The sequence below is a fragment of the Bradyrhizobium ottawaense genome, assembly GCF_900099825.1.
GTDB lineage: Bacteria > Pseudomonadota > Alphaproteobacteria > Rhizobiales > Xanthobacteraceae > Bradyrhizobium > Bradyrhizobium ottawaense_A.
The window spans coordinates 5778380-5802465 of the sequence record NZ_LT629693.1 but is presented as its reverse complement, the minus strand read 5'-3'; the positions used below and the strand labels follow the sequence as shown (position 1 = coordinate 5802465).

General features: G+C 60.0%; 17 protein-coding genes and 1 pseudogene. 11 read left to right on the top strand and 7 right to left on the bottom strand.

Annotated elements, in window-relative coordinates:
• Nucleotides 1-8 precede the first annotated feature (8 nt).
• The 4 genes from BLR13_RS27095 (at nt 9) to BLR13_RS27070 (ending at nt 5431) form a co-directional block, all read left to right on the top strand.
• A complete protein-coding gene (locus BLR13_RS27095; protein WP_074817630.1) occupies nt 9-299 on the top strand; it encodes a hypothetical protein in 291 nt (96 codons plus the stop codon).
• 1738 nt (nt 300-2037) lie between these two features.
• A complete protein-coding gene (locus BLR13_RS27080; RefSeq protein WP_074817634.1) occupies nt 2038-2661 on the top strand; it encodes a tyrosine-type recombinase/integrase in 624 nt (207 codons plus the stop codon).
• Nucleotides 2662-2954: 293 nt separating this feature from the next.
• Nucleotides 2955-4238, top strand: a complete 1284-nt coding sequence (locus BLR13_RS27075) for a cystathionine gamma-synthase family protein (RefSeq protein WP_074817636.1) — start codon at nt 2955-2957, stop codon at nt 4236-4238.
• A 473-nt stretch (nt 4239-4711) separates the two neighbouring features.
• Nucleotides 4712-5431 (top strand): LysM peptidoglycan-binding domain-containing protein, encoded by a 720-nt coding sequence (locus BLR13_RS27070; protein WP_074817638.1) that lies wholly within the window; start codon nt 4712-4714, stop codon nt 5429-5431.
• A gap of 214 nt (nt 5432-5645) precedes the next feature.
• On the opposite strand, the gene BLR13_RS40405 is transcribed toward BLR13_RS27070, so the two are convergent.
• On the bottom strand, nt 5646-6263 hold the full coding sequence (locus BLR13_RS40405; protein WP_143039662.1) for a hypothetical protein: 618 nt from the start codon (nt 6261-6263) through the stop codon (nt 5646-5648).
• A 662-nt stretch (nt 6264-6925) separates the two neighbouring features.
• Between BLR13_RS40405 and BLR13_RS27065 the strand changes: the two genes are divergently transcribed.
• Both BLR13_RS27065 and BLR13_RS27060 read left to right on the top strand, forming a co-directional pair.
• Nucleotides 6926-7804: a tyrosine-type recombinase/integrase gene (locus BLR13_RS27065; protein ID WP_074816409.1), complete on the top strand. Its 879-nt coding sequence runs from the start codon at nt 6926-6928 to the stop codon at nt 7802-7804.
• 10 nt (nt 7805-7814) lie between these two features.
• Nucleotides 7815-9032 (top strand): IS91 family transposase, encoded by a 1218-nt coding sequence (locus tag BLR13_RS27060; protein ID WP_074814607.1) that lies wholly within the window; start codon nt 7815-7817, stop codon nt 9030-9032.
• Between the two features lie 488 nt (nt 9033-9520).
• Here the strand turns inward: BLR13_RS27060 and BLR13_RS27055 are convergent, their stop codons facing one another.
• From BLR13_RS27055 to BLR13_RS27035, 5 genes are all read right to left on the bottom strand, one after another.
• Complete coding sequence (locus tag BLR13_RS27055; RefSeq protein WP_079585816.1) at nt 9521-9769, bottom strand: PTS sugar transporter subunit IIA; 249 nt, start codon at nt 9767-9769, stop codon at nt 9521-9523.
• A 179-nt stretch (nt 9770-9948) separates the two neighbouring features.
• The gene (locus BLR13_RS27050; protein ID WP_074817642.1) at nt 9949-11733 is read right to left on the bottom strand and encodes an acyl-CoA dehydrogenase; all 1785 of its coding nucleotides are present in this window, start codon (nt 11731-11733) and stop codon (nt 9949-9951) included.
• Complete coding sequence (locus BLR13_RS27045; RefSeq protein WP_074817644.1) at nt 11730-13388, bottom strand: acyl-CoA synthetase; 1659 nt, start codon at nt 13386-13388, stop codon at nt 11730-11732. Before BLR13_RS27045 ends, BLR13_RS27050 begins: the two co-directional genes overlap by 4 nt.
• Nucleotides 13389-13484: 96 nt before the next feature.
• Entirely contained in the window at nt 13485-13964 is a 480-nt protein-coding gene (locus BLR13_RS27040; protein ID WP_074817645.1) for a MaoC family dehydratase, read from the bottom strand.
• Between the two features lie 111 nt (nt 13965-14075).
• Nucleotides 14076-16082, bottom strand: a complete 2007-nt coding sequence (locus tag BLR13_RS27035) for a PHA/PHB synthase family protein (RefSeq protein ID WP_244524945.1) — start codon at nt 16080-16082, stop codon at nt 14076-14078.
• Nucleotides 16083-16408: 326 nt separating this feature from the next.
• Here BLR13_RS27035 and BLR13_RS27030 point away from each other — a divergent pair, with 326 nt between their 5' ends.
• The gene (locus tag BLR13_RS27030; RefSeq protein ID WP_074817647.1) at nt 16409-16744 is read left to right on the top strand and encodes a septal ring lytic transglycosylase RlpA family protein; all 336 of its coding nucleotides are present in this window, start codon (nt 16409-16411) and stop codon (nt 16742-16744) included.
• Between the two features lie 118 nt (nt 16745-16862).
• Here the strand turns inward: BLR13_RS27030 and BLR13_RS27025 are convergent, their stop codons facing one another.
• Nucleotides 16863-17396, bottom strand: coding sequence for a PRC-barrel domain-containing protein (locus BLR13_RS27025; protein ID WP_074817650.1), 534 nt, complete (start codon nt 17394-17396; stop codon nt 16863-16865).
• Between the two features lie 723 nt (nt 17397-18119).
• On the opposite strand from BLR13_RS27025, the gene BLR13_RS27020 reads away from it, so the two are divergent.
• The 4 genes and pseudogenes from BLR13_RS27020 to ftsZ all read left to right on the top strand — a co-directional run.
• A complete protein-coding gene (locus tag BLR13_RS27020) occupies nt 18120-19298 on the top strand; it encodes a LysM peptidoglycan-binding domain-containing protein (protein ID WP_074817652.1) in 1179 nt (392 codons plus the stop codon).
• Between the two features lie 429 nt (nt 19299-19727).
• On the top strand, nt 19728-21530 hold the full coding sequence (locus BLR13_RS27015; protein WP_074817654.1) for an NAD(P)/FAD-dependent oxidoreductase: 1803 nt from the start codon (nt 19728-19730) through the stop codon (nt 21528-21530).
• A 517-nt stretch (nt 21531-22047) separates the two neighbouring features.
• Nucleotides 22048-22551 carry a hypothetical protein gene (locus BLR13_RS27010; protein ID WP_074817656.1) on the top strand — a complete coding sequence of 168 codons (504 nt, stop codon included), beginning with the start codon at nt 22048-22050 and terminating at the stop codon, nt 22549-22551.
• A 51-nt stretch (nt 22552-22602) separates the two neighbouring features.
• A pseudogene (ftsZ, locus tag BLR13_RS27005) lies at nt 22603-23556 on the top strand (cell division protein FtsZ); the annotation flags it as partial.
• Nucleotides 23557-24086: the final 530 nt, after the last annotated feature.

Here is a 24086-nt window from a genome sequence, read left to right as displayed (position 1 = left end):
AGCGACCCATGACCAACATTTCTCCTCCAGAGCCGACGAGACGCGTCAAACTCAGTGGCTCCCAATTCTTGTTGCTGGGAACCCTGTGTGCAATCCTGTTGATCACCGTTATTTGGGCAGTCACAGTATGGACTTCGAGCAATGACGTTCCCATGTCGAAAGACGGGTGGATTGCATTGGGCCTCGGTACGTTTTTTTCTCTGGTCATTGGCTGCGGCCTCATGGCCCTCATGTTCTACAGCAGCCGTAGCGGCCATGACGAAGCCGCGACACCAAAAATAAGAAAAGACGATACCTAATTCCTCGCTCTTGTCGACGCGAACGGATCGCGAAGCGTCCTTCGAAGTCCGCTCGGTCCTTACCAGCGGCTATCGTGCAGACTTGGATCCCTGCATTTCCAATGCTCGCTCGAAGACTTTACTTTCAATCAAGTAATCATTCTTCGCATTTATCTACAACGCAGCTGGTATTACCGCCAGCGTACCGTATCCAGCGTTCGGATGCTACTCTCGCCGGCTGTTGCGATGGCGCGATCTTCGGTGAGTGTCGTGGGCAAGGCATTGTGCCTGAGAGCGGTGCGCCTATGAGGCTTGCCGCCCCGCGCGATTTTCGACTGTTGGCGCGTGGCTGACGTTGAAGGGCTCGCCGCCAAGATCGGCCATTCCATAATCGCTCATTACGGGAATTCGGCGCGTGCAACTGATAAGGTTTGTGTAATTTCCTTATCAGTGTGCCGACTGACTCCATTTGTGCGAAAACCTTATCAGTCGGCCAACTGACTCCATTTCGTATGAAACGCGGCAAAGCCAGCGGGCCGCAGCTCCAAGAACATAGCTACCCCTTGAACAAGCGGACAGATCGTGACTGCCAAAGGCGGGGTCGGTCGAAGGTGAAGAAGTATTCAAGGGCGCGCCATTGGCATGTGCCGAACCGCGACAAGAGCTTTCGGACATGCATCCGGAACTCCGCATTGTCATCCGCTGCATCGGGATCGGCGCCGAGGCGGCTCAAGCACAGAGCAACTGCGACGGCAGGGCCGATGTGAATCTGTCGCTGGCAACTCTGGTGTGTGAGCCTCGCCAAACGCAAGCACAACAGTTCCGCCACCGGTGGCTGTCGACGAATAGTGGAGCGTCAGCGCCACCGGTGAACCGCTGATATCGCGTAGCCCGCGCGTCACGCGGGACGTCTGCGCTACTCGTAATCGCAAGACCGCAACGCTCAAGGATGCTCGTTAATCCAACGTGGTATAGTTTTTGCTAGCTTCGTGTTAGCTTGATGGTGCGCGCGCTGGTTCGCAGCCTCCGCACATTCGTCAAGCCAACCAAAACCACGAGGAAGACATGGCAAAGAAAGCGAAGAAAGCAAAGAAGTCTGCCAAGGCGACCAAGAAAGTCGCCAAGAAGACCAAGAAGATGAAGAAGTAAGCGCGCGGCTTTCCGCAAACCAAAGCCGCCGCAGTATCGCGATCACCATCGGTGGTGACGCTGGACGCATCGCAAGATGTTCTCCGGCCGAAAACGCGGCGACGATCAGACCGGCCCCATGTGCATACGGCTCAAGAAGCCTCCGGCTGATGCACATGGGTCCGGTTTTTTGTGTCCGCGCGTTGGTGCCGGTCGTCCGTCGCACCGGCGTCAGTCGATTCCCCGGATTGTGTCGCAGCCTCAGCGCCCTTCGCCCATCCCTTCGTTGAAGTGGCGTCGGGGCGCCGCCAGCGCTCATGCATTGGAGCGCCCAGGGCTCGACAAATCGTCCATCCCACATGCCCATCTGCTCACCGCGCGCCTCACTTTTTCGAGAGTTTGATGCAACAACCTTGGGGTCATGCTGCCAGCGGCGCTCCTTCGAGGAAAAACGTCAGAAACGAACGGCCGGTCACTTCGAATAGTTGGAACCACCGACCCACGACCGGCCGCTTTGCGCCAGAAGTGGTCGGTCGCGAATTCTGTTTGGGGAGAGCCAGACTGCTCAGTCGTTATAAATAATACGCTCGCGATAGAGCGACGCGGAGGGCGGGGTGGCGGAGAAGCCCCCATGCTTGTACGTCCTGTCGGCAGAGACCAACGACCTTGGAATAAGGGATTGCTCATCGGCCAGAAAAAACCTCTCGAACCGAAGCACGTCTGGTCCATTCGCGTTCGCCTGGAAATCTCACGATCGTGGCGCGACCTTGTCATCTTTAACTTGGCGATCGACAGCAAGCTTCGCGCCTGCGACCTGGTCAAACTTCGATTAAACGACATTTGTTCAGGAGCAAAGGTGCGGCATCGAGCAACGATCGTGCAAAAGAAGACAGGTCGACCAGTCCAGTTCGAGATCACGGAGCAGTCGAGGAGCTCCGTTGAAGCCTGGTTACCGATGCTCCGAACCACTGGCTCCCGATATCTCTTCCCAAGTCGACTTCATGCAAGGCCCCACATATCCACCCGCCAATATGCCCGGCTGGTGCATCGCTGGGTTGAAAGCATCGGCTTAGAGTCGACCTTTTATGGCACGCACTCGATGCGGCGCACGAAGGCTGCCCAGATCTATCGTAAGACTGGCAACCTGCGCGCTGTGCAACTCCTCCTGGGCCATTCGAAGCTGGAGAGCACCGTCCGATATCTCGGGATCGAGGTGGATGACGCTCTAAATATCGCCGAGCAGATCGAGCTCTGATCGTCGACGACCGGCGTCATGCCGGTGATCGCTTACGCGCCAGGAGCGGACCAGGCGCTCCTGCCGCTCCCACGTGACAATGTGATCTCCCAGGACAGAAGCCAGCAGCCCAGATGAGCGCTGCGAAATCAGCCTCGGGCGCGGTGAAATCAGTTCCGGATGTTGCTACGCTGATACTGGCGACGTTGACTGGAGCCGTTGGATGCCGTCGCATCCACCGTTCCTGACCGCATCGTCATTGCGGAAGACCCCAACGCAGGGCAACGTTCCGAATCAAGACAGCGAGGCAGGCCATGGTGAAACCGTTTCCGTCGAAGACCCACATCGGCAACCACATGCTGCATCCCGAAACGCTCATGCTGAACTACGGCTACGATCCGCAACTGTCGGAAGGAGCCGTCAAACCACCGGTCTTTCTGACCTCGACCTTCGTCTTCAGGACCGCCGAAGACGGACAAGACTTCTTCGATTTCGTCTCGGGTCGGCGCGAGCCTCCCGAGGGGATGGGTGCGGGCCTGGTTTATTCGCGGTTCAATCATCCCAACAGCGAGATCGTCGAGGACAGGCTCTCTGTCTACGAGCGCACCGAGAAATGCGCGCTGTTCTCGTCCGGCATGGCGGCGATTGCGACCACGATTCTCGCGTTCGCCCGCCCTGGCGACGTCATTCTGCACTCTCAACCGCTCTATGGCGGGACGGAAACTCTGCTTGCGAAGACGCTTGCGGGCCTCTCCATCGGCGCCGTGGGCTTTGCCGACGGCATCGACGAATCTGTCGTAAGGCTGGCGGCGGAGGATGCCATGCGAAAGGGCCGGGTGGTGGTGATCTTCATCGAAACCCCCGCAAATCCCACCAACGGCCTGGTCGATATCGCGATGGTCCGCCGCGTCGCCGAGATGATCGGCCAGGCTCAGGGGCACACGCCGATCGTCGCCTGCGACAATACGCTGCTGGGACCTGTGTTTCAGCGGCCGATCGAACACGGCGCGGATCTTTCGTTGTACTCGCTAACCAAATATATCGGCGGTCACTCCGACCTGATCGCGGGCGCTGCGCTCGGCTCAAGAGCCCTCATGAAAGACATCAAAGCGTTGCGAGGCGCCATCGGCACCCAACTGGACCCCCATTCCTGCTGGATGATCAGCCGGTCGCTCGAAACACTGAGCATCCGCATGGAAAAAGCTGACAGAAACGCGCGGCTCGTGGCGGATTACCTGCGCGACCACACCAAGGTCGCGAAGGTCCATTACCTTGCTCACCACGAAGAGGCCTCCCCCGCCGGCCGTCTGTTCGCGAGGCAATGCACCGGCGCGGGCTCCACGTTCTCGTTCGACATTCTCGGAGGCCAAGCCGCCGCATTCAAATTCTTGAACGCGCTGCAAATCTTCAAGCTGGCGGTGAGCCTGGGCGGCACGGAGTCGCTTGCCAGCCTGCCCGCAAGCATGACCCACTCCGGCGTTCCGGCTGACATCCGCCAAAAAATAGGCGTTCTCGACTCCACGATCCGGCTGTCGATCGGCATCGAACACCCGTCCGATCTGATCGCGGACATCGCGCAGGCTTTGAACGAGGCATAGCTGCACTCCTTGCGTGAGAGCCAGCGCAAGAACCGACAACGGCCTTTGACAGCGGACACGCGGGTTTGCCTTGCGCCACAGGCAGACGTCAAGCTTCTGCACAGGTCGCGAGGGCTCACACGGTCTATCCGCGTTTCTCCACGATGTGCATTGGTCAGCAAAACTGACCGATAGAATATCCGGTTAGTCGGACTTGATGAGTGGAAAAAATCAGCGCAGGGTCAGCCGGTGACGGTCTGGCTGAGGATCGCGTAATATGACGGCCACATCGATGAGCCGAACAGTTGTGCCGTCTCTCGCGCTTGTTGCAGCATGTGGTGCAGCACTTGTCTTCGGCATCACGCACATTCGGCGCGAGCCCGCCGGTTGAAACGGGCGTCGCAACCGCGGCGCCAGCGGTTTCGTCACCTGCATCGAGCGCTCGAGATGAGAGCTCGGCGGCGCTCGCAACAGCGCAAGCTGACGCAAACGCCGTGGCAGCTGAACTTGCCGTTTCGCCACCCCCGCCGGTCACCGACGAGTCTGTGCCCGTCTTCGACATCGCCCGCATTGAGCGAACGGGCGACGCAGTCATCGCTGGCAGGGCAGCGCCAGGCGCGATTGTGGAACTGTTGCGAAACGGCGAGCGCCTTGATGGAGCGACAGCAGATCAATCTGGACAATTCGTTATGGTCCCTCCCCGCCTGCCTCTTGGGGATTACGAGCTGACGTTGAGGTCTAGATTGCCCGACGGCACGATGGCAACATCCAAGCAAGGCGTCGTGGTCGCGTTAGCCGAGACTGAGTCCAGTTCCGGCGTGAACCGATCGCGCGCTGAGGTGCCGTTCAATGTTCCAGAGACGGCGGCGACAAATCGATTATCCCTGGATCGCGCCACTAGGTCGCCTCAAGCGCGCCTACTCTCCCAGCCTCCTCTGCATATTGCGAAGCGGCAGGACGTTGCTGTTTCAGAGCTGCCGCGCGCAACTGCTGCCGCCCGTCTGTCAGATGGAGGCTCATCGTCCCCCGTGGTCGAGCCCAAGATTGCGACCACGGTCGTATCTCGTGGCGACAGCCTGTGGCGCATCAGCCGTGTCACCTACGGCGTGAGCACGCGATACGCGGTCATTTACAAAGCGAACCGAGACCGGATCCGAGATCCAAATCGTATATATCCCGGCCAGATCTTTGTCCTTCCCTTGAAAGCGCGCTGAAACGCGGCAATCCGATGTCGCAACGCGGGCCCACCGCCCTAACAGGGCACGCAAAGACCGGTTCTGGCACTCCGCACACCGGCGAACGTCGGCTTTGCGCCAATAGCGGTCGTTCCCCGAAAGGTCGGACTTGACCCAAAGTGCCTAGCGCACAAGAAGTATCTGCATTGCTATCGATGGTCGAAGGCGTTTGTATCAGTTCGGTCGAAAGTCGCTAGGCGCGCGATCCTTTTGGCGGAGTCGAGGGCGATTTGGAACTACCAACGGTTCGGTTGGACCACTCCTTTTGCACAACGTAGTTGCCGATTTGCTTTGTCTTCCAAGCGCAAGTGTCGCCTATTTCGCCAAAAGTATCGTCGTACCAACCTTGACCCGGGATTGGATCGGTAATGGCTTCACAAAGTTCGTGAGAACTCACACTCGTAATTGCATCGAACGTTGAAAGGCTCCCCAAACAACCATTGCAACCAGGATAGGGCATGGCAGCATAAAAGATCTGCCCGGAAATATGATTGTGGTAGCCACAAAAAGCTTGGCATGAAGACGATCCTCCCATTGTAACGGTTACTCCGGGCGGGAGATAGATGAAGTAAAGAGTATTCGCGGAAGGGGCGGGAACTGCAGAACTGGCAATCTCTTGCTGTAGCATTTGTTGAATATCTGCATCGGTCACGGTTGCGCCCAAGGCGGGAGTTGAAGTGCTAACCGTTCCAATGAAACTGCCATGAGAGATTGCGAAGTTCGGTACGCTGTATTCAGTAAGCTGGTCGATTAGTGAACTTGTCAGAACGAAACTGAAAAACTGATTTATCTGAGTAGCAAGTCCACTCAAGGCGCCAGTCCAAGCGTTACCCCAATATACTGTGAAAACCTGAGCGGATCGGATAAGAGGTCCATTTCGATAAGTCAGATGCGGAACCGGGGGTTGAGGTGGCGGATGGCCAAGAGGTCGTTCTCTCAACTGATCGGGCACAGCGAGAGGAACGATTCTTATCGCATCGTGGGACCCTTTCGTAACGGGCGTTTTTCGTTTGCTCGTCTCAACCGTATTGACCCGTTTCAGATTTTTCGCTGACTTCTCTCTTGCTCTTACAGCCATCACACCCTCATTTGATTGGATTCCAAATTTCCTATCCAAGGCGACGTCTGAGCTCACTTAGCTAAGGTATGGGATCATTGTGTTTCCCTGATGATCGCCACGTTCTGAAGCGGAATAGAAAATAAGCAGCAACTGCTGCGACCAATAGATATAACGCTTCGGTGGCGCCCTCTCCGTTAGCCGGCCAAAAGACCAAAAAGTGTTTCCCGTTGTCCGAGTATTGCGTGAATAAGCGACGTCGCTGTTTTTACGAACGTCCGCTTTGCGCCAATGGACTAAACCGCTCGCGCGGTAGGGCGCCTGCGGCTGGCAGCACAGCCAACACGATAGCGCGGCGGGGCGTCCTGTCTTGAGATGAGGGGTTCGCAACCTCCATCAAGACAGGAGCATCCCTCATGACCGATAAGGCCATAAGCCCGCTGCGGCAGCGCATGATCGAAGACATGACGATCCGCAAGTTCGCGCCGAAGACCCAACATGACTACGTGCAGAGGGTCAAGCACTTCGCTGCCTTCCTCGGCCGCTCGCCCGACACGGCGAGTTTTGAAGACGTACGCCGCTATCAGCTCCATCTGGCGACGAGCGGTGCCGGCGTTCCGACCCTCAACCAAAGCGTCTCGACACTGCGGTTCTTTTTCAAGATCACGCTCGGGCGCGCCGACATCGTGAACCACACCCAGTTTATCCACGTGCCCCGCAAGCTGCCGGTGGTCCTGAGCCCGGAAGAAGTCGCCCGCTTTCTCGATGCGGCACCGGAGCTCAAATACAAGGCGGCATTGAGTGTAGCCTATGGAGCCGGATTGCGCGTGTCCGAGGTGGTCGCGCTGAAGGTATCCGACATCGACAGCAAGCGCATGGTGATCCGGATCGAACAGGGCAAGGGCCACAAAGACCGCTACGTTATGCTTTCGCCGCATCTGCTCGAGCTGTTGCGCGCCTGGTACAACGCGGCACGTCCACAGGGGTGGCTGTTTCCCGGAATGAACCCGGTCAACCCGATGTCAGCGCGCCAGCTCAGGCGCGCCTGCGATACCGCGGCCCAGATGGCCGAGATCGGCAAGCAGGTGTCCCCGCACACCCTGCGACACAGCTTTGCGACGCATCTTCTGGAGCAGAACACCGATATCAGGGTGATCCAGGTCTTGTTGGGACATGCCAAGCTCGACACCACCGCGCTCTATACGCGTGTCGCCACCAAGACCATCCGGGAGATCGTGAGCCCGTTCGATCGCATTACAACCAAGCTCAGGGAGGGCGCCGAACCGCCCGCCTGAAGCGCGGCGCGTGTCGCGTCCATCGCTGGAGGTCGCGGATATCTTCCGCGGCCACGGCCCGGCATGGCGCCGGGCCAATGCCGGCCATGTCAGCCTCGGCCAACTCAAGGTGATGTCGGCGATCGAGAACTGCCGCACGGCGGCCCTCGGCGGCCATGTCGCGCGCTGCGAGCAGTGCGCGCACAGCCAGATCTCGTACAACTCTTGCCGCAACCGGCACTGCCCGAAGTGCCAGGGCGCGGCAGCAAAGGACTGGCTGGCCGCGCGCGAGACCGACCTGCTGCCGGTGCCGTACTATCATGTCGTGTTCACACTGCCGGCGGCCGTCGCCGACATCGCCTACCAGAACAAGGCTGTCATTTATGATTTGCTGTTCAAGGCATCCGCCGAGACCCTGATCACCATCGCAGCCGACCCCAAGCACCTCGGCGCCCGCGTCGGCATCACCTCGGTCCTCCATACCTGGGGCTCCGCCATGACCCATCATCCGCACGTGCACATGATCGTGCCGGGCGGCGGAATCTCATTCGACGGCGAGCGCTGGGTGGCGTGCCGGCCCGGCTTTTTCCTGCCGGTGCGCGTGCTCTCTCGCCTGTTCCGCCGACTGTTCCTGGAGAAGCTGATCGCGGCCCACAAAGCCGGCCACCTGAAGTTCTTCGGCGGCCACGCCGCCCTCGCTGACGCACAGGCGTTCGTCGCGTATCTCGCCCCATTGCGCCGTGTCGAATGGGTGGTCTATGCCAAGCGTCCGTTCGGCGGGCCACAGGCCGTTTTGGCCTATCTGTCGCGCTATACCCACCGTGTCGCCATCGCCAACAGCAGATTGATTGCCTGCGACCGCAACGGCGTCACCTTCCGATGGAAGGACTATCGCACCGAAGGTCGTGATCGCCAGAAGGTCATGACACTCGGTACCGCCGAGTTCATCCGCAGATTCCTGACCCACGTCCTGCCGCACGGCTTCCACCGCATCCGCCACTACGGCCTGCTCGCCAGCGGCACGCGCGCCGGTAACATCGTCCGAGCGCGCCGATTGCTCGACCCATCAACGGCACAGCCCGAGGCCGCGGATACAAGGCGCGCCGAGACTGAGGAACCCAAGCCGCTATCGCAGCCGTGCCCGTGCTGCGGCGGTCGCATGATTATCATCGAGAGGTTCCAGCGCGGATGCTCACCGCGCACCCGTCCCGCCGCAGCCCCTGCCACGATCAGAATCGACACATCATGATCAGATCACGTTCGATGCAACATCCCAGTGCTGCAGTTCCGCTGCGCCGGCTATCGGTCGGCAATGACCATGCTCGCCGTCGCGCTGCTCACGATAGTCGCCGTCTCATTCCATCACCGCCGCGCAACTCCGATTCTGCTCCTTGCAACCGGCCGACCCGCTTCGTAGCGCCCGCGATCGCCTGCCGAGAAAGCTCCCAACCCACCTCGGAAAAAGACCGGCAGCAGCTAAATCCCCATAGCGCCTGACGCACCACCTCGCCACGCCTCCCGCGGTTTCCTCCCCTGGAGGTTTGCGTACGCCGGCCCCCGTGACCACCGCGCCACCTTCATGGGCCGCCATCCGCAAACCTTCACAAAAGCGGCCGTACAACGAGCGGTGCTTTGCGGCTAAGAATTTCAGCGAGCGTCTAGCCTGCACGCTACCTTCTCGACTTCAACCGCCTGCAAATGGGCTCCGCTCTTGGACACGAGCCAGAAACAGCCAGATCACACTCGGTCTGCCCAGACCATTACCGAGTAAAGCTCGGAAGCATCTCTTGCACGACGCAACCGACCGAGAGTTTCGGAAGGCCTTAGCGTCCAGACGACAAGGGCAAGCGCACCAAGTTGCTCGTTCTCCACATTCGCGGGCAACAGAAGCACGAACACGATATCAACCGCCTGCCCGTCTATCGCATCGAATTCAATCGGCTGCTTCAACTGGGCAAGGACGCTCCCATGCGACGTGCCATTCAGGCCGTCTGAGGCATTCTACCGCTGTCAATTCTCGGTGGATTGCACCATCACCATGTTCGGATGAGATTTCCGACGGGGACATCCATCGGCTGACGATCATCCGCGCGAAGGCGAGGCGTTCCCCTCCCTGCATACGAAAGCGCCAACCCGGCACACAACTCATCTACGTACAGGCAAAATTAGAATGACATCTCCTCCAGCGCCAACGTCGAGCCAGCGCCAGTCGTGATTTCGTCCCGTGATGCGGCGGCCTCCGGCAGTACGTGCTCGGCGTAGAAGCGCGCGGTGGCGATCTTGGCGTGCAGAAAGGCGGTGTTCTCCTCGCCGGCCGACAACAGATCGCGAGCGATCCGTGCGGCGTGCGCCATGTGCCATCCGCCCACGACAATACCGGTAAGCTTTAAATACGGGACCGCCCCGGCAACCGCTTCGCGCGGGTCGCTATCGTAACGCGCCAGCAGCCAAGCGGTAGCCTCCTCGAACGCGCCGAGCGCCGCCTTAAACGCAGACGCAATCGCTGACAGGTCCGCGTCGTTGGTGAGTGCCAACGCGTCCAACTCCGCTGTCATATCGCGGATCAGCGCTCCCGCATTCAGCCCCTTGTCACGAACCAGCTTGCGGCCGAGCAGGTCGTTGGCCTGAATGCCGGTGGTGCCCTCGTAAATGGTGGTGATACGGGCATCGCGCAGATACTGTGCGGCGCCGGTCTCCTCTACATAGCCCATTCCGCCATGCACCTGGATTCCGGTAGAGGCGATCAAGATTGAACTTTCGGTGCACCAGCCTTTCACCACCGGGGTCAGCAGCTCGACGCGGCCCTGGTTGGGCGCCCGCACCGCGGGGTCCGGATGATGCCGGGCGCGGTCCATGCAGGCGGCCGTGCAGTAGGCGAGCGCGCGCATCGCCTCGGTGCGCGCACGCATATCCATCAGCATCCGGCGCACGTCGGGGTGGTGGATGATCGGGTCGCGTTCGGCGCCGCCGATCGGCTTGCCCTGCACCCGACCGCGGGCATATGCGACGGCGTGCTGGTAGGCCGCCTCGGAGACCGCCACGCCCTCGAGCCCCACATTCAGCCGGGCATGGTTCATCATCGTGAACATGTATTCGAGACCGCGGTTCGGCTCGCCCACCAAGTAGGCGACCGCCCCTTCCTTGTCGCCGTATGACATCACGGCCGTGGGCGAGCCATGGATGCCGAGCTTGTGTTCGATGGAGGCGCAAACAAGGTCGTTGCGCGCGCCGAGGCTGCCATCCGGATTGACCAGGAATTTCGGCGCGATGAATAGCGAAATCCCGCGCGTGCCCTGGGGCGCGTCGGGCAATCTGGCGAGGACGAGATGGATGACGTTCTCCGCGACGTCATGCTCGCCCCAGGTGATGAATATCTTCGATCCAGACAGGCGATAGTGGTCGCCGTCAGGCTCTGCCCGCGTGCGCACTGCGGAGAGGTCGGAGCCTGCCTGCGGCTCGGTCAGGTTCATGGTTCCAGTCCACTCGCCAGCGACCATCTTCGGCAGGAAGCGCTGCTTGAGCGTGTCAGACGCATGATTCGCGAGCGCCTCAACGGCCCCCATGGTCAGCATCTGGCATAACGAGAAGGCCAGATTAGCGGATTTCCACATCTCGGCTACCGCGCTCGACACCAACGCTGGCATTCCCTGGCCGCCGATGTCGGTGCTGGCTGGCATCGAGTGCCAGCCGCCTTCGATAAACTGTTGATAGGCCGCGGGGAAGCCGTCCGGCGTAGCGACCTTCCCATCGAACCAGCGGCAGCCCTGGCGGTCCCCGGTTGAGTTCAACGGCGCCAACACTTCGCCGGCAAAACGGCCTGCCTCGATCAGGATGGCCTCGACAAGGTCCGGATCGGCGTCCTCGAAGCCGGGCAAAGTGGCGATCTCCGGCAAACCGGCCAGACGGTTGAGCACGAACCGCATGTCGTCCAGGGGGGCTGCATAGGTCATGACCCCAGCCCCTTTGCGACTTCGCGCAACTTGAACTTCTGGATCTTGCCGGTCGCATTCTTCGGAATCGGGCCGAACACCACACGCTTTGGCACCTTGTAGCCGGCCATCTGCTCGCGGCAGAATTGGCGGATCTCTACCTCGGTTGCTGCTGCGTCTGGCCGAAGCTCAATGAAAGCGCACGGCACCTCGCCCCATTTTGGGTCGGGCTTGGCCACCACCGCGGCCGAGTCCACCGCGGGGTGGCGGTGCAGAATGTCCTCGACTTCGATGGAGGAGATGTTCTCGCCACCGGAAATGATCACGTCCTTCGAGCGATCCTTGATGCGGACGTACCCATCAGGCTCGATCACCGCGAGGTCCCCGGTGTGGAACCAACCCCCGGCGAAAGCCTCTTCCGTGGCGGAGGGGTTCTTCAGGTAGCCCTTCATCGTGATGTTGCCGCGGAACATGATCTCGCCGACAGTCTCCCCGTCCGACGGCACCCGCTTCATTGTGTCCGGGTCGAGGACTGCCATCGCCTCCTGCGCAAGACCGGCAACGCCTTGGCGCGCGTTCAGCCGGGCGCGCTCGGTCAGCGGCATGGATCCCCATTCTTCGTGTTTCGCGCACACCGACGCCGGGCCGTAGGTTTCGGTCAGGCCATACACGTGGGTGATGTCGAAGCCGATGCGCTCCATGCCCTCGATGACGGAAGCGGGGGGAGCGGAGCCAGCTATGAAGCCGCTCACCTTGCGGCCGAAACCGCCGCCCAAGTCGCCTGCAGCATTGATCAACATGTTGTAGACGATCGGGGCGCCGCACATGTGGGTGACCCCATCTTCGCGGATTGCCTGGAAGACCAGCTTCGCGTCAACCCGCCGGATACAGACATTCGTCCCTGCGATGGCCGCCATAGTCCAGGGAAAACACCAACCATTGCAGTGGAACATGGGCAGCGTCCAAAGATAGACCGCGTGTGCCGGCATGGCCCAGGATACGATGTTCGACAAAGCGTTCAGGTATGCTCCGCGGTGATGCGTGACCACGCCCTTGGGGTTGCCCGTGGTGCCAGAGGTATAGTTTAGCGCGATGGCCTGCCACTCGTCTTCCGGCAGGGACCAGGCGAAATCGGGATCGCCTTCCTCCAGGAACGCTTCGTAGTCCTTCTCTCCGAGCAGGGTGCCGCCCGCGTGCAGCTTGTCATCGATGTCGATCACCAGCGGCCGGCGTTCCATCAGCTGCAACGCGCGCTGTATGGTTCCGCTGAACTCGCGGTCGGTGATCAGTACCTTTGCTTCGCCATGCGCGAGCTGGAACGCGATCGCTTCGGCGTCGAGGCGGATGTTCAGCGTGTTCAGCACCGCGCCGATCATCGGGACGCCGAAATGGGCCTCGTAAATGGCGGGAACGTTGGGCGCCATCACCGCGACGGTATCGTCGGAACCTATCCCACGCTTGTGCAAAGCCGATGCGAGACGGCGGCAGCGTGCGTAGGTCTCTGCCCAGGTCCTGCGTTGTTCGCCGTGGATAACGGCGATCCCGTTGGGATAGGTCTCGGCGGCCTTGGGTAAGAAGCTCAGCGGCGAGAGCGAGGCGTAGTTCGCCTCGGTCTTACCCAGGCCAGCACTGTACGGGCCGCCTCTCTGAGTGTTGATTTCCAATAACGTCGTCATTGCCCTCTCCTCGAGATTGTTGTCGGCGCTGTACCGGTTCCACGAGTGTCGCGTGACACATTGAATTGGCCTGCTGCCGTTTCCGTGGACGACCTCCTAAGCAAGGGCAGCCTCTTTTTCGAACGCGACCGGACTGAGATATTCGGGGGGGGAGGGAGCAGGGAGTGCGACCAGGGCCTCGCCCTCGATCACCACCAGTCCGCCAACCGTGCAAACCGTGGCGAGCAAGACGCGAGATCTCACTGGGATCATCTCTTTGACCGTGACGGTCGCACGGACAGTATCGTTGGCCCGGACAGGCGCCCTGAATCGCAGGCTTTGCGACACGTAGATGCTGCCCGGACCGGGCAGCTTGTTGGCGATCGCCGCGGAGATTACGCTTGCCGACAGCAATCCATGGGCAATGCGGCCCTTGAAAATGGTGCCTGCCGCGAACTCCTCGTTGATGTGGATGGCGTTGTTGTCGCCGGACACTGCGGCGAACAGGACGATGTCGGCTTCCGTGACGGTCTTGGCGAACGTGGCGCACATCCCGACCCGCAGATCTGCAAATGCGTAACCTCCGAGCTCATTCATCGGACCGCGCTCCTGGATTGTACGGAAACCCGCAATTCACTTTTGGCTGCTGTCAAGATCTGCACACAAATGCCTCCAGATTTGATGTCCGATAGGGACAGATCCCCCATGCTATTTTTCCAGAACATAGCTTCCCGGTGCGTCCTGGATCGGCGGGTAGGCAGCACTGCCGACAGCCGCCGCCGGCATTCTCTTTCCGGAACGGGCCTCAAGCCATTTGGTCCAATCGCCCCACCAGCTGCCCTCGTGCTTTTTCGCGCCAGCCAGCCAAGCCGCCGCCGTCCCGGCCGCCGCCGCATCGCCGGTCTCGTCGGTCCAGTAGCCGCCTTTGCCTGCGGCCGGCGGGTTGATCATGCCGGCGATGTGCCCACTCGCTGCAAGCACGAAGCGCGTCTTCGCACTTGTCAGCTGCGCTATCCGCCAAGCCGAGATCCATGGAACGATGTGGTCCCTCTCGGCGCCGATTGCGTAGATGTCCTTGCGAATACGACGCAGATCGATCGGTTGATCGAGAAGTGAGATCTTCCCCGGTTTGACCAGGTTGTTCTCGAGATAGGTGTTATGGAGATAGAAGCCGTGCGCCGAGGGGACCATACGGGTGCCATCGTCGTTCCAATAGAGCAGATCGAAGGCGGACGGCTTGTTCCCCATGAGATAGCGGTTGATGAACGTGTTCCAGATCAAGTCATTGGAGCGCAGAAGATTGAACATCTTCGCCATGTCGCTGCTGTCGAGATAGCCGCGCTCAAGCATGCGTCGCTCCATGAACTCGATCTGGGGCTCGTCCATGAAAACAGCTGTATCCCCGACCTCGGAGAAATCCTGCAGCGAAACCATGAAGGTGGCCGGACCGAAGCGGTCGTCTTCCCGCGCCGCCAAATAGGCCAGCGTCATGGCGAGCAACGTTCCGCCAATGCAGTACCCGACCGGGTTGACAGATGCCGCCCCCATGATCTCGCGCACCGCATCGCTCGCGGTCAGTGGCCCATCGGTCATGTAGTCCTCGAACGCGATTCCCTGCATTGATGCGTCAGGGTTTTTCCAGCTAATCATGAATACCGAGAAGCCATGCTCGACGAGGAAGCGGACGAGACTGTTCTTGGGCTGCAGGTCGAGAATGTAGAACTTGTTGATCCAGGGCGGAATGAACAGCAGCGGTACCGCGTAGGTCTGCGTGGTGAGCGGCGCGTACTGGATCAGCTCGATGAGGCGGTTTCGGTAGACGACCTTCCCTTGCGTGATGGCGAGGTTCTTTCCTGGCGCGAAAGCTTCGGTGTCGGTCATAGTCATCCGACCCTCGCGCAGATCGGCAACCAGATTACGCAGGCCGTCAGCCACGCTGCCGCCACCCGTCTCCAACGCCTTGCGAAGAGCCGCCGGGTTCGTCGGCAAAAACAAGGTAGGACTCGTCGCATCGATCAACTGTTGGACGTGGAACATGAGGCGATGCCGTTCGGTCGGATCGGGAACCTCCCGGTCGGCTTCCTCGCGAAGCTGGGCGGCGATCGCGAGATAGCACTGCTTAAGGACCCGGAAAAACGGGTGCTGCTCCCATTCCGGCGCCTCGAAGCGGCGGTCGGCTGCGGGGCCCCGAAGTTTATCTTCGGTTGGCGTCGCCAGTCCCCACCAGCGCGATGCGGTGCCGATCCACGTATCCGCCGCTTCCTGCCACAGCCTCATATTCAGTTTCGCGGCCACCGTTGTCGCGCTCACCGGATCTGCCATCGACCGGGCACCCAGCGTCGAGAGAGCCTGCGTGATCGCTTCCCAATCCACGGGCAGGAGCTTCTGGAGCGGATTGGTCTGCCACATCTGGTCGATCACGGCGGCGGTGGGCAGTCCGTCGACAGGCACCTGCCCCGGTGCTGGATCAGGCGCGACAGTGACCGCTGTTTCCAGTACGATGTCGTGGACTATGTCGTGCTGCTGCGCTTCGGTCGCAGGCAGTCGCCGGGGGGCCCGCGATTTCCTTCGCTCTCGTCGCTGTGGATTGGCGGTCGAAGCGCCAGTGATGCTGACGGGCAGGCTCATTGCATCCTCCCAGCGGAAGTTCGCCAAAAAGCCGAAGCCGAATTCGGCGGGTTGACTTCCGAGCACACGCTGGTCGCCGGAATCCATGCATCAAGATTTACGGCCCCGGCCGCTTATGTCGACACACACAGTTGCGCCGTTGTCCGCATGGAGTCTGAGCAAAACAGCTCAACCTTGAGGCATTATTTAAAACTGTATGTCCGGATCTCTGGCGGGCCGCCAGCCATTTCCGGATCAACCGACGACGACAAGCCGCTCGACTGAAGACTTGAGATCGGCGCGTGAAACGCAAATCCGAACTAGGATTGACCTGAAATCGCAATCCTAACGGCCGCAAGGATAGTTGCAGCTTTAGCTGAATGATGCTGCACGCGGTTCGGGTAACTTAGTAGATCGCTGGACGTTCAGATCTGATGATGCTCGTTACATTTTCATTGGCTGCGGCTTTGTCATCGATATCGATCTGTCCAGTTCACGCTGAAAGCGGTCTTGCAGCATTCTATGGCGGCGGGCGGACCGCAAGCGGAGAAGTAACCAGCCCGAACGGGCTTACTGCTGCTCATCGGATATTACCGTTTGGCACGAAGGTGCTAGTGACCAATGTTCGCAATGGCAAAACTGTAGTCGTGCGGATCACGGATCGCGGGCCGTATGGTCGTGGTCGAATTATCGACGTGAGCCGCGCGGCGGCGCGTGGACTCGATATGATCGACAGCGGCACGGCAATGGTGAGCGTCGTGTGTCAATAGAGAGACTTGGCCTGGCATCGCCGGCACGACTGTCATCGTTTAGTACAACGCGGTATAGCAATCGAAGCGGACTCCGGAATCCGGACAACAGTTGCCCTGGAACCCCGTATGTCGAGAATTAGTACTTAAACTCCGGCATGGCCTTCAATTCGTCCTTGGTGGCGTTATACACCGCGTGATCGGGATACCAACGCGTACTGGCGCTGGTTGTGGTGGTTGTCGTCGTGGTGGTAGTTGCGGCACCGGTGGTGGTTCGCGTGGCGCTGTCTGGAGCGGAAGTAGTTGCAGGCGCACTCGCCGGTGCGGACGTTGTTGACGCAGTTGTCGAGGTCACCGGCTGGTCAACCCACTTCAGCTTATCGAAGGCGACCGCCACGTAGCGCTCGCCCAGGCCGAGAACGCCGCCCACACCCAGAATGACATTGGCCACCTTGCCTGACCTATCCAAAATCACGTCGTGGATGTCGCCGATCTTCTCGTTTGCTTCATTGTACACATCGACGCCGGCGAGCTTGGACGCGCGCCATTCACCCTCCTTGTGCGTGGTAGCACTGGTTGTCGAAGCCGCTTGGTTTGTGGCTGTTTGCGCCGCCGCCGCGCCGGTCATCGACGCGATAGCCAGGAATGCTATTGCAAGACATTTGGAAATCATGACGTTCCTCCATTGTTTTGGGGAACAATAACGCGGTGTGACTTTGGTTCCAGCGACGGAACAGTAAATCATCCTCCCTAACGGCAAGGTCTCTGAGAAGCGGCTGACGCCCGCGCTCAAACATTGCGCGTCTCATTCGATCACCTCGTCGGCGCGAAAGCAGCGTGAGTTGCGGCCTTCTCTATAACCCGTGGCCGCAGATGATCAGCCGGTTTGCCCGATGTTGCTCGCCACTCGTCGATTTCCAAAGCGAACAAAGCGAACAAGGGATGTCCGATTTTCTCGGTTTGGATGTCAGATTGTGTGAAGGGTTTCGGACGCCGGCCGCTGAAGGATCGAGGCCACAAGCACGGGGGGCCGGCGTCCGAAAACCTTCAAGGGAGATGCTAATAAGCTCCCAACCGCGATAGTGAGCTCGCACGTTTTGTCGCAATGGCCGAAAGGGAAATGGAAAAGAAAGCAAAATCTGCAGTCGAATGAAGCATTTTTATTGTTCGCCATTTGCGCGGTCCGTCAGCTTCGCGCAACTTGCGATGGCTGCGTACACACCACTAGTAGCAGTCGAGACTATTCCGTCTCCATTTTGTTCAAGGGCTGATATCCTTCCGCTCACGATGGACCGCTTTGCGCCATCAAGAGACATTCGCCGAATAACCGGTACTCACTTTGCTGAAAACGCTGTATGATGCTGACGAACTAAGTTCCGCTCGACGGACGAAGACCATGACTGCCACATCGACGAGCCGAATGGTCGTGCCGTTCATGGCATTTGTTGCGGCCTTTGGCTTAGCGCTGGTCTTTGCCATCCAACACGTCCGGCGCGAGCCGCCGGTTGAGGCCAAGGCCGCAACCGCCGCGCCGGCGATCTCAAAGCCGGCATCGGGCGCGCTGGATCAGGGTGCGGCAACGCTTGCAGCGGCGCAAGCGGAAGCAAACGCCGCGGCGGCCATGCTGGCCGCATCGTCCCCACCGGCGGAAGGCAGCGACGGCGTGCCAGCCTTCGACGTTGCCCGCATCGAGGCGACGGGCGAAGCGGTTATCGCGGGCCGGGCGGTGCCGGGCGCAACGGTAGAACTGCTACGCAATGGCGAGTTGCATGATCGCGCGGTCGCAGATCAATCCGGACAATTCGTTATGGTCCCGCCCCGGCTTCCCTCTGGCACTTACGATCTAACATTGCGCGCCAAGCAGCCGGACGGCAAGCAGGCCACGTCCAAACAGAGCGTGGCGGTGGCGCTTGAGCCGAAACCAACCGACCGGCCGGTCGTGGCACTGATGACCCCGGACAAACCCACCGTCGTGCTATCGCAGCCGGCCGCGCCGAACCCGGCGGCCGGGGTAGTAGTTGTGGAGACGGTCGAGATCGAGCCGGGCGGCAAGTTGCATGTGAGCGGCCGCGCGCGCCCCGGCGCCGCAGTCAGGCTTTATCTCAACGACAGCTTTTTAGCGCCGGTAACGGCCGGCACCGATGGACGTTTTGCGGTCACGATCAACGAAGGGGTCGCGCCCGGCAGCTATCGCGTCAGGCTGGACGAGGTGGAGTCGAATTCCGGCGCGGTGCGCGCACGCGCCGAGGTGCCATTCAACGTTCCCGACACGGTGGTCACCGGGTCCGTGCCGACGCAGGCCACAGCGTCCAAGCTGCCGGATATTGCCGCTGCACAGCAGCCGCAGCTGGCTGCCGCCGGGGCGACTGTTCTGCCAGACGGCTCGGCCTCCGCCGTGGTGGTGCCGAAGATCGCGACGACCACCGTCTCCCGTGGCGACAGCCTATGGCGCATTAGCCGCCTCACCTACGGCGCGGGCACTCGATACGCCGTCATCTACAAGGCGAACCGCGAGCAGATCCGCAATCCCAACCTGATTCATCCCGGCCAAATCTTTGTCCTTCCGACGCGGTGAAGCGCGGCCGCAGCAGCGCTGCGCGAGGAAGAGTTGCCCGACCGTTTTTGCGCGCTCTCGATCAACGGCCCCTCTGAGCTCATTGACAAAAGCAACGCTGCTGCATGACCGCTAACACTCGGCTCGATCCTCGCGCCAGGCGCGATGCCTAAGGTCGGCACTTAGCAGATCGACGTTTTCGTCGAACGCCCGCTTTGCCGAAAACCGGACGTTCCCTGAAGATCAGGTGTTGGAATCCGATGCTTGGCCGAATTTTAACCCGATTGGCTGTTTCTCCCTCGCCTCTTCGCCGCAAAGTGCTAGAATTTAGATCTGTCCTGAAAGACCGAATGACACCGTGCGAGTTCATCGCTTTCGTCGGCGCCTCGGCTTCAGTTCGCCGGAACGAGAAAAGAGCGCAGCTCTGCCATCGGCACAAGGGAGGACATCATGCTCGACAAAGCCCCGGACGGAAAAGTGTCTGATTTGCTCGCCGCGCTCGACAAGGCGCTGTCCGCTGGCGAGGTGGAACGCGCCGTCGATCTGTTTCAGACGGACTGCTACTGGCGCGACCTCGTGACGTTCACCTGGAACATTAAGACGATGGAGGGCAAGGAACAGGTCCGCGACATGCTCAAGGCGCGGCTCGCCGATACGAAGCCGTCGAACTGGAAAATTGCGGACGGAGAGGACGCCTCTGAAGCAGGCGGAATAATAGAGAGCTGGATACAGTTCGAAACCGAGGTCGCCCGCGGCTTTGGCCACATGCGCCTGAAGGACGGCCAGATATGGACGTTGCTGACGACCATGAGCGAACTCAAGGGGCACGAAGAGCCAGTTGGCTTCGACCGTCCGATGGGGGCAAAACATGGCGCCGAGCGCAATCGAAAAACGTGGAAGGAAGAACGCGAGGCGGAAGCTGCCGAACTCGGCTACTCGCGGCAGCCCTATTGCGTTATCGTTGGTGGTGGTCAGGGCGGCATCGCACTGGGAGCCCGGCTGCGCCAGCTCAATGTGCCGACAATCATCCTCGAAAAGAACGAGAGGCCAGGCGACAGCTGGCGCAAGCGTTACAAGTCGCTCTGCCTGCATGATCCAGTTTGGTATGATCATCTGCCCTATCTGCCGTTTCCGCGTAACTGGCCGGTCTTCTCACCGAAGGACAAGATCGGGGACTGGCTCGAAATGTATACAAAGGTGATGGAGCTCAATTACTGGGGCTCAAGCGAATGCAGCAAGGCATCTTACGACGAGAAGAGCCGCGAATGGACCGTTGTCGTGCAGCGCGACGGCAAGGAAATCGTCCTCAAGCCAAAACAGCTGGTACTTGCGACGGGAATGTCAGCCAAGCCCAGCATGCCGAAATTCGAAAGCATGGATATTTTTAAGGGCGATCAACACCATTCGTCGCAGCATCCGGGGTCCGACAAATACAAAAGCAGCAAAGCCGTTGTGATCGGCTCGAACAATTCCGCACACGATATTTGTGCGGCGCTGTGGGAAGCCGGAGCAGACGTCACTATGGTTCAACGCTCGACGACCCATATTGTGAGGTCGGACTCGCTGATGGAGCTCGGGTTGGCCGCGCTTTACTCCGAGCAGGCGGTCCAGTCTGGAGTGACGACGGCCAAAGCCGACCTGATTTTTGCTTCACTACCCTACAAGATTCTGCACGAGTTCCAGATCCCCGTTTACAACGCGATCAGGGAACGCGATGCCGATTTCTACAATCGCCTCGAGAAGGCAGGCTTCCTGCTCGATTATGGTGACGACGACTCTGGTCTGTTCATGAAGTACCTGCGGCGCGGGTCCGGATACTACATCGACGTCGGTGCTTCGGAACTGATTGCCAATGGCAGCGTCAAGCTAAAGAGCGGGGTCGATGTCAAAAAACTCACCGAACATTCCGTTATCTTGAGCGACGGCACCGAGCTGCCAGCTGATCTCGTCGTTTACGCCACAGGCTACGGTTCGATGAACGGTTTTGCCGCGGATTTGATCTCCAGGGAGGTCGCCGACAAGGTAGGCAAGGTCTGGGGACTAGGCTCGAATACGACCAAAGACCCCGGCCCATGGGAAGGCGAGCAGCGAAACATGTGGAAGCCGACGCAGCAGGAGGGGCTTTGGTTCCATGGCGGTAACTTGCACCAGTCACGCCACTACTCGCAGTTTCTGTCGCTCCAGTTGAAAGCGCGAATGGAAGGCATTCCCACACCGGTTTACGGTCTTCAGAAGGTCCATCATCTTAGCTGATCGGCCTATTCGAAACATCCTCCGCTAACGTGAGTCCGGAGATGGCAGATATTGTTGCAAAAGCCTTTTCGCTCGAGTCGGTTGGGTCTTAGTAACTCTCAACCAAGGAGGGTGGCTTTTGTATTTAATTCCAACTTTTTGCTTAGGAAGCAGACCCACCGGTCCGCAGGCGAAACCATTTTAGAGATTTGACCACCCCCCACCTCCTTCCGAAATTTGAATATCCGCTTTGCTTCAGAAATGGACGTTTCCGGCAAGTCAGCTTATGGCCCCGGAACAGTCATTTCTTTGCCGACCGGTTGGCGTAGCGCGGACTACACAGATTGGCACGCCAAGCCCCCACGGTGCCGGCGCCTCCGAGGTGAAGTCAGATGGTCTGACGCATCCCGGCCGCCGGGGGCTCAAGTAACAGATCGCCACTCGCCCGTTAACAGTCTATTAACCAACGCGGCCCAGCCTGCGGTCATCGCCCGGTCATCATCAGCCGATTACCCCCGGTTGTTGTAGGAGAACAGCGATGTCCGTTGAGTCGCTGACATATGTCGCTCTAGGTGCCCGCCTGAAAATCTCGCGAGAGGCCGCTCGTTCGCTTGCCAAGCGCCTCCGGTTGCCGCGCTCACATTCGGATGATGGTAAAGCCCTGGTGAGCGTTGATCTCGTTGGAATACGGTACACGCCCCGGCCACCAGGTGGTCGCCAGGAATGCAACATCGCCCTATTAGCGGCAAAGATCGAGGCATTGAAGGCGGAGATCGCGCGGCTCGAAGCAAGGGCAGCCGATCACAGAGCAGATTTCGAGCGCGAGCGCGAGCGCGCCGATCGCCTGACGGTTGAGATGCTGCAGGCGACTGCCGAGACTATGGCAGCCAAGGAGGCGACAGCACGGCTTGAAGGTGAGGTGGCGGCTCTGCGGGCCGGTGGCCGAGCTGGCCGCTCGATCGACAGCCACGGACGAACTGCAAGCCGGCTGGGACATCTAGCCGCGATCATAGTGGAAGCAGACCGCAAGGCGTGTGGGTAGCAATCCGTGTCCTCTCATTCCCCAGCTTGCCGGAGCAATCGTGAGGCAAAAATGACCAACATCACCGATATTCGCGAGATGAAGGCGCGCATTATCGTGTTTGGGGTCGGCGGCGCCGGCGGCAATGCCGTCAACAACATGATCGCGGCCGGGCTGCAAGGGGTCGACTTCATCGTCGCCAATACCGACGCACAAGCGCTCGCCATGTCGAAGGCCAAGCGCATCATCCAGATGGGCACCCAGGTGACCGGAGGCCTTGGTGCCGGCTCGCAGCCCGAAGTGGGGCGCGCCGCAGCCGAAGAGGCAATCAATGCGATCCGCGATCATTTGACCGGCGCACACATGGTGTTCGTTACTGCCGGCATGGGCGGCGGTACCGGCACCGGGGCAGCGCCCATTATCGCCAAGACCGCTCGTGAGCTGGGCATTCTCACCATCGGTGTAGTCACCAAGCCATTCCACTTCGAGGGCCAGCGCCGCATGCGCTTTGCCGAAGCCGGCATCGCGGAACTGCTGAAGGTGGTGGACACCCTGCTGATCATCCCAAACCAGAACCTGTTCCGGGTGGCCAACGAGAAGACCACATTCGCCAATGCCTTCGCCCTGGCCGATCAGGTGCTTTATTCGGGTGTGGCCTGCATCAGCGACCTTATAGTCAAGGAAGGTCTGATCAATCTCGATTTTGCCGACGTTCTCGCCGTAATGCGCGAGAAGGGCAAGGCCATGATGGGCAGGGGCGAGGCTTCCGGCGAGAAGCGCGTGCTCACCGCCGCTGTGGCCGCGATTTCCAATCCATTGATCGAGGACCCCTCGATCAAGCGCGCCAGTGGCCTCATAATCTCCATCACCGGCGGCAAGGACCTGATGTTATTCGAGGTCGACGAAGCTGCTACCCGCATTCGCGAAGAGGCCGACCCAGACGCCAACATCATCGTCGGCGCGTCTTTCGATGAAAGCCTGGAAGGTATCGTCCGCGTCTCGGTGGTAGCGACCGGCATCGATAATCTTGACCCGGCGCGCCAGACGCAACCAGCGGAAAGCTCACTCACGGAACTCGCCGGCAGGCTGCGCAACGACAGCCGTCGCGACGCCGACCGGATCGAGCGTAGTGCACCGCTGCCGCAATTAGAGTGTCCGCCGCTCCGCCCGATGGCCCCCCACCCCGAAGGGCGACCGGAAAAGCCGGTTTCGGAATATGCGCGCCATGCAGCTCCGCAGGGCCTCGCTCCGCACGGCCGTTCCTCTCGTGTGCGCAATTCGATCGAGGAAACCGTTCTCGAGATCCCGGCCTTCCTGCGCCGCAAGGCCAACTGAGCCGTCGTAAAAACTATAGTAACTCGTTTCCAAGTGCCGGAAGTAGACCGCTGCGACGCGACTTCAAAAAGTCCATCGTCAAAGCTGCGCGCGGACGCAACTCAGCTCTCCGGTTTGGCCGCACCCTCTAACAATCGAGCAGAAAATAAATCATCCGGTTTCTTGCTAGAGCTGCCCCGGCCTTTTTCGGTGGTCGGCAAGTATCGGATGCAGCAATCGTT

What these genes read in the sequence shown, in the direction of transcription:
- BLR13_RS27095 (WP_074817630.1), top strand. Translation starts at nt 9, where the DNA reads ATGACCAACATTTCTCCTCCAGAGCCGACGAGACGCGTCAAACTCAGT.
- BLR13_RS27080 (WP_074817634.1), top strand. Translation starts at nt 2,038, where the DNA reads ATGCTTGTACGTCCTGTCGGCAGAGACCAACGACCTTGGAATAAGGGA.
- BLR13_RS27075 (WP_074817636.1), top strand. Translation starts at nt 2,955, where the DNA reads ATGGTGAAACCGTTTCCGTCGAAGACCCACATCGGCAACCACATGCTG.
- BLR13_RS27065 (WP_074816409.1), top strand. Translation starts at nt 6,926, where the DNA reads ATGACCGATAAGGCCATAAGCCCGCTGCGGCAGCGCATGATCGAAGAC.
- BLR13_RS27050 (WP_074817642.1), bottom strand. Translation starts at nt 11,733, where the DNA reads ATGACCTATGCAGCCCCCCTGGACGACATGCGGTTCGTGCTCAACCGT.
- BLR13_RS27045 (WP_074817644.1), bottom strand. Translation starts at nt 13,388, where the DNA reads ATGACGACGTTATTGGAAATCAACACTCAGAGAGGCGGCCCGTACAGT.
- BLR13_RS27040 (WP_074817645.1), bottom strand. Translation starts at nt 13,964, where the DNA reads ATGAATGAGCTCGGAGGTTACGCATTTGCAGATCTGCGGGTCGGGATG.
- BLR13_RS27035 (WP_244524945.1), bottom strand. Translation starts at nt 16,082, where the DNA reads ATGGATTCCGGCGACCAGCGTGTGCTCGGAAGTCAACCCGCCGAATTC.
- BLR13_RS27030 (WP_074817647.1), top strand. Translation starts at nt 16,409, where the DNA reads ATGATGCTCGTTACATTTTCATTGGCTGCGGCTTTGTCATCGATATCG.
- BLR13_RS27025 (WP_074817650.1), bottom strand. Translation starts at nt 17,396, where the DNA reads ATGATTTCCAAATGTCTTGCAATAGCATTCCTGGCTATCGCGTCGATG.
- BLR13_RS27020 (WP_074817652.1), top strand. Translation starts at nt 18,120, where the DNA reads ATGACTGCCACATCGACGAGCCGAATGGTCGTGCCGTTCATGGCATTT.
- BLR13_RS27015 (WP_074817654.1), top strand. Translation starts at nt 19,728, where the DNA reads ATGCTCGACAAAGCCCCGGACGGAAAAGTGTCTGATTTGCTCGCCGCG.
- BLR13_RS27010 (WP_074817656.1), top strand. Translation starts at nt 22,048, where the DNA reads ATGTCCGTTGAGTCGCTGACATATGTCGCTCTAGGTGCCCGCCTGAAA.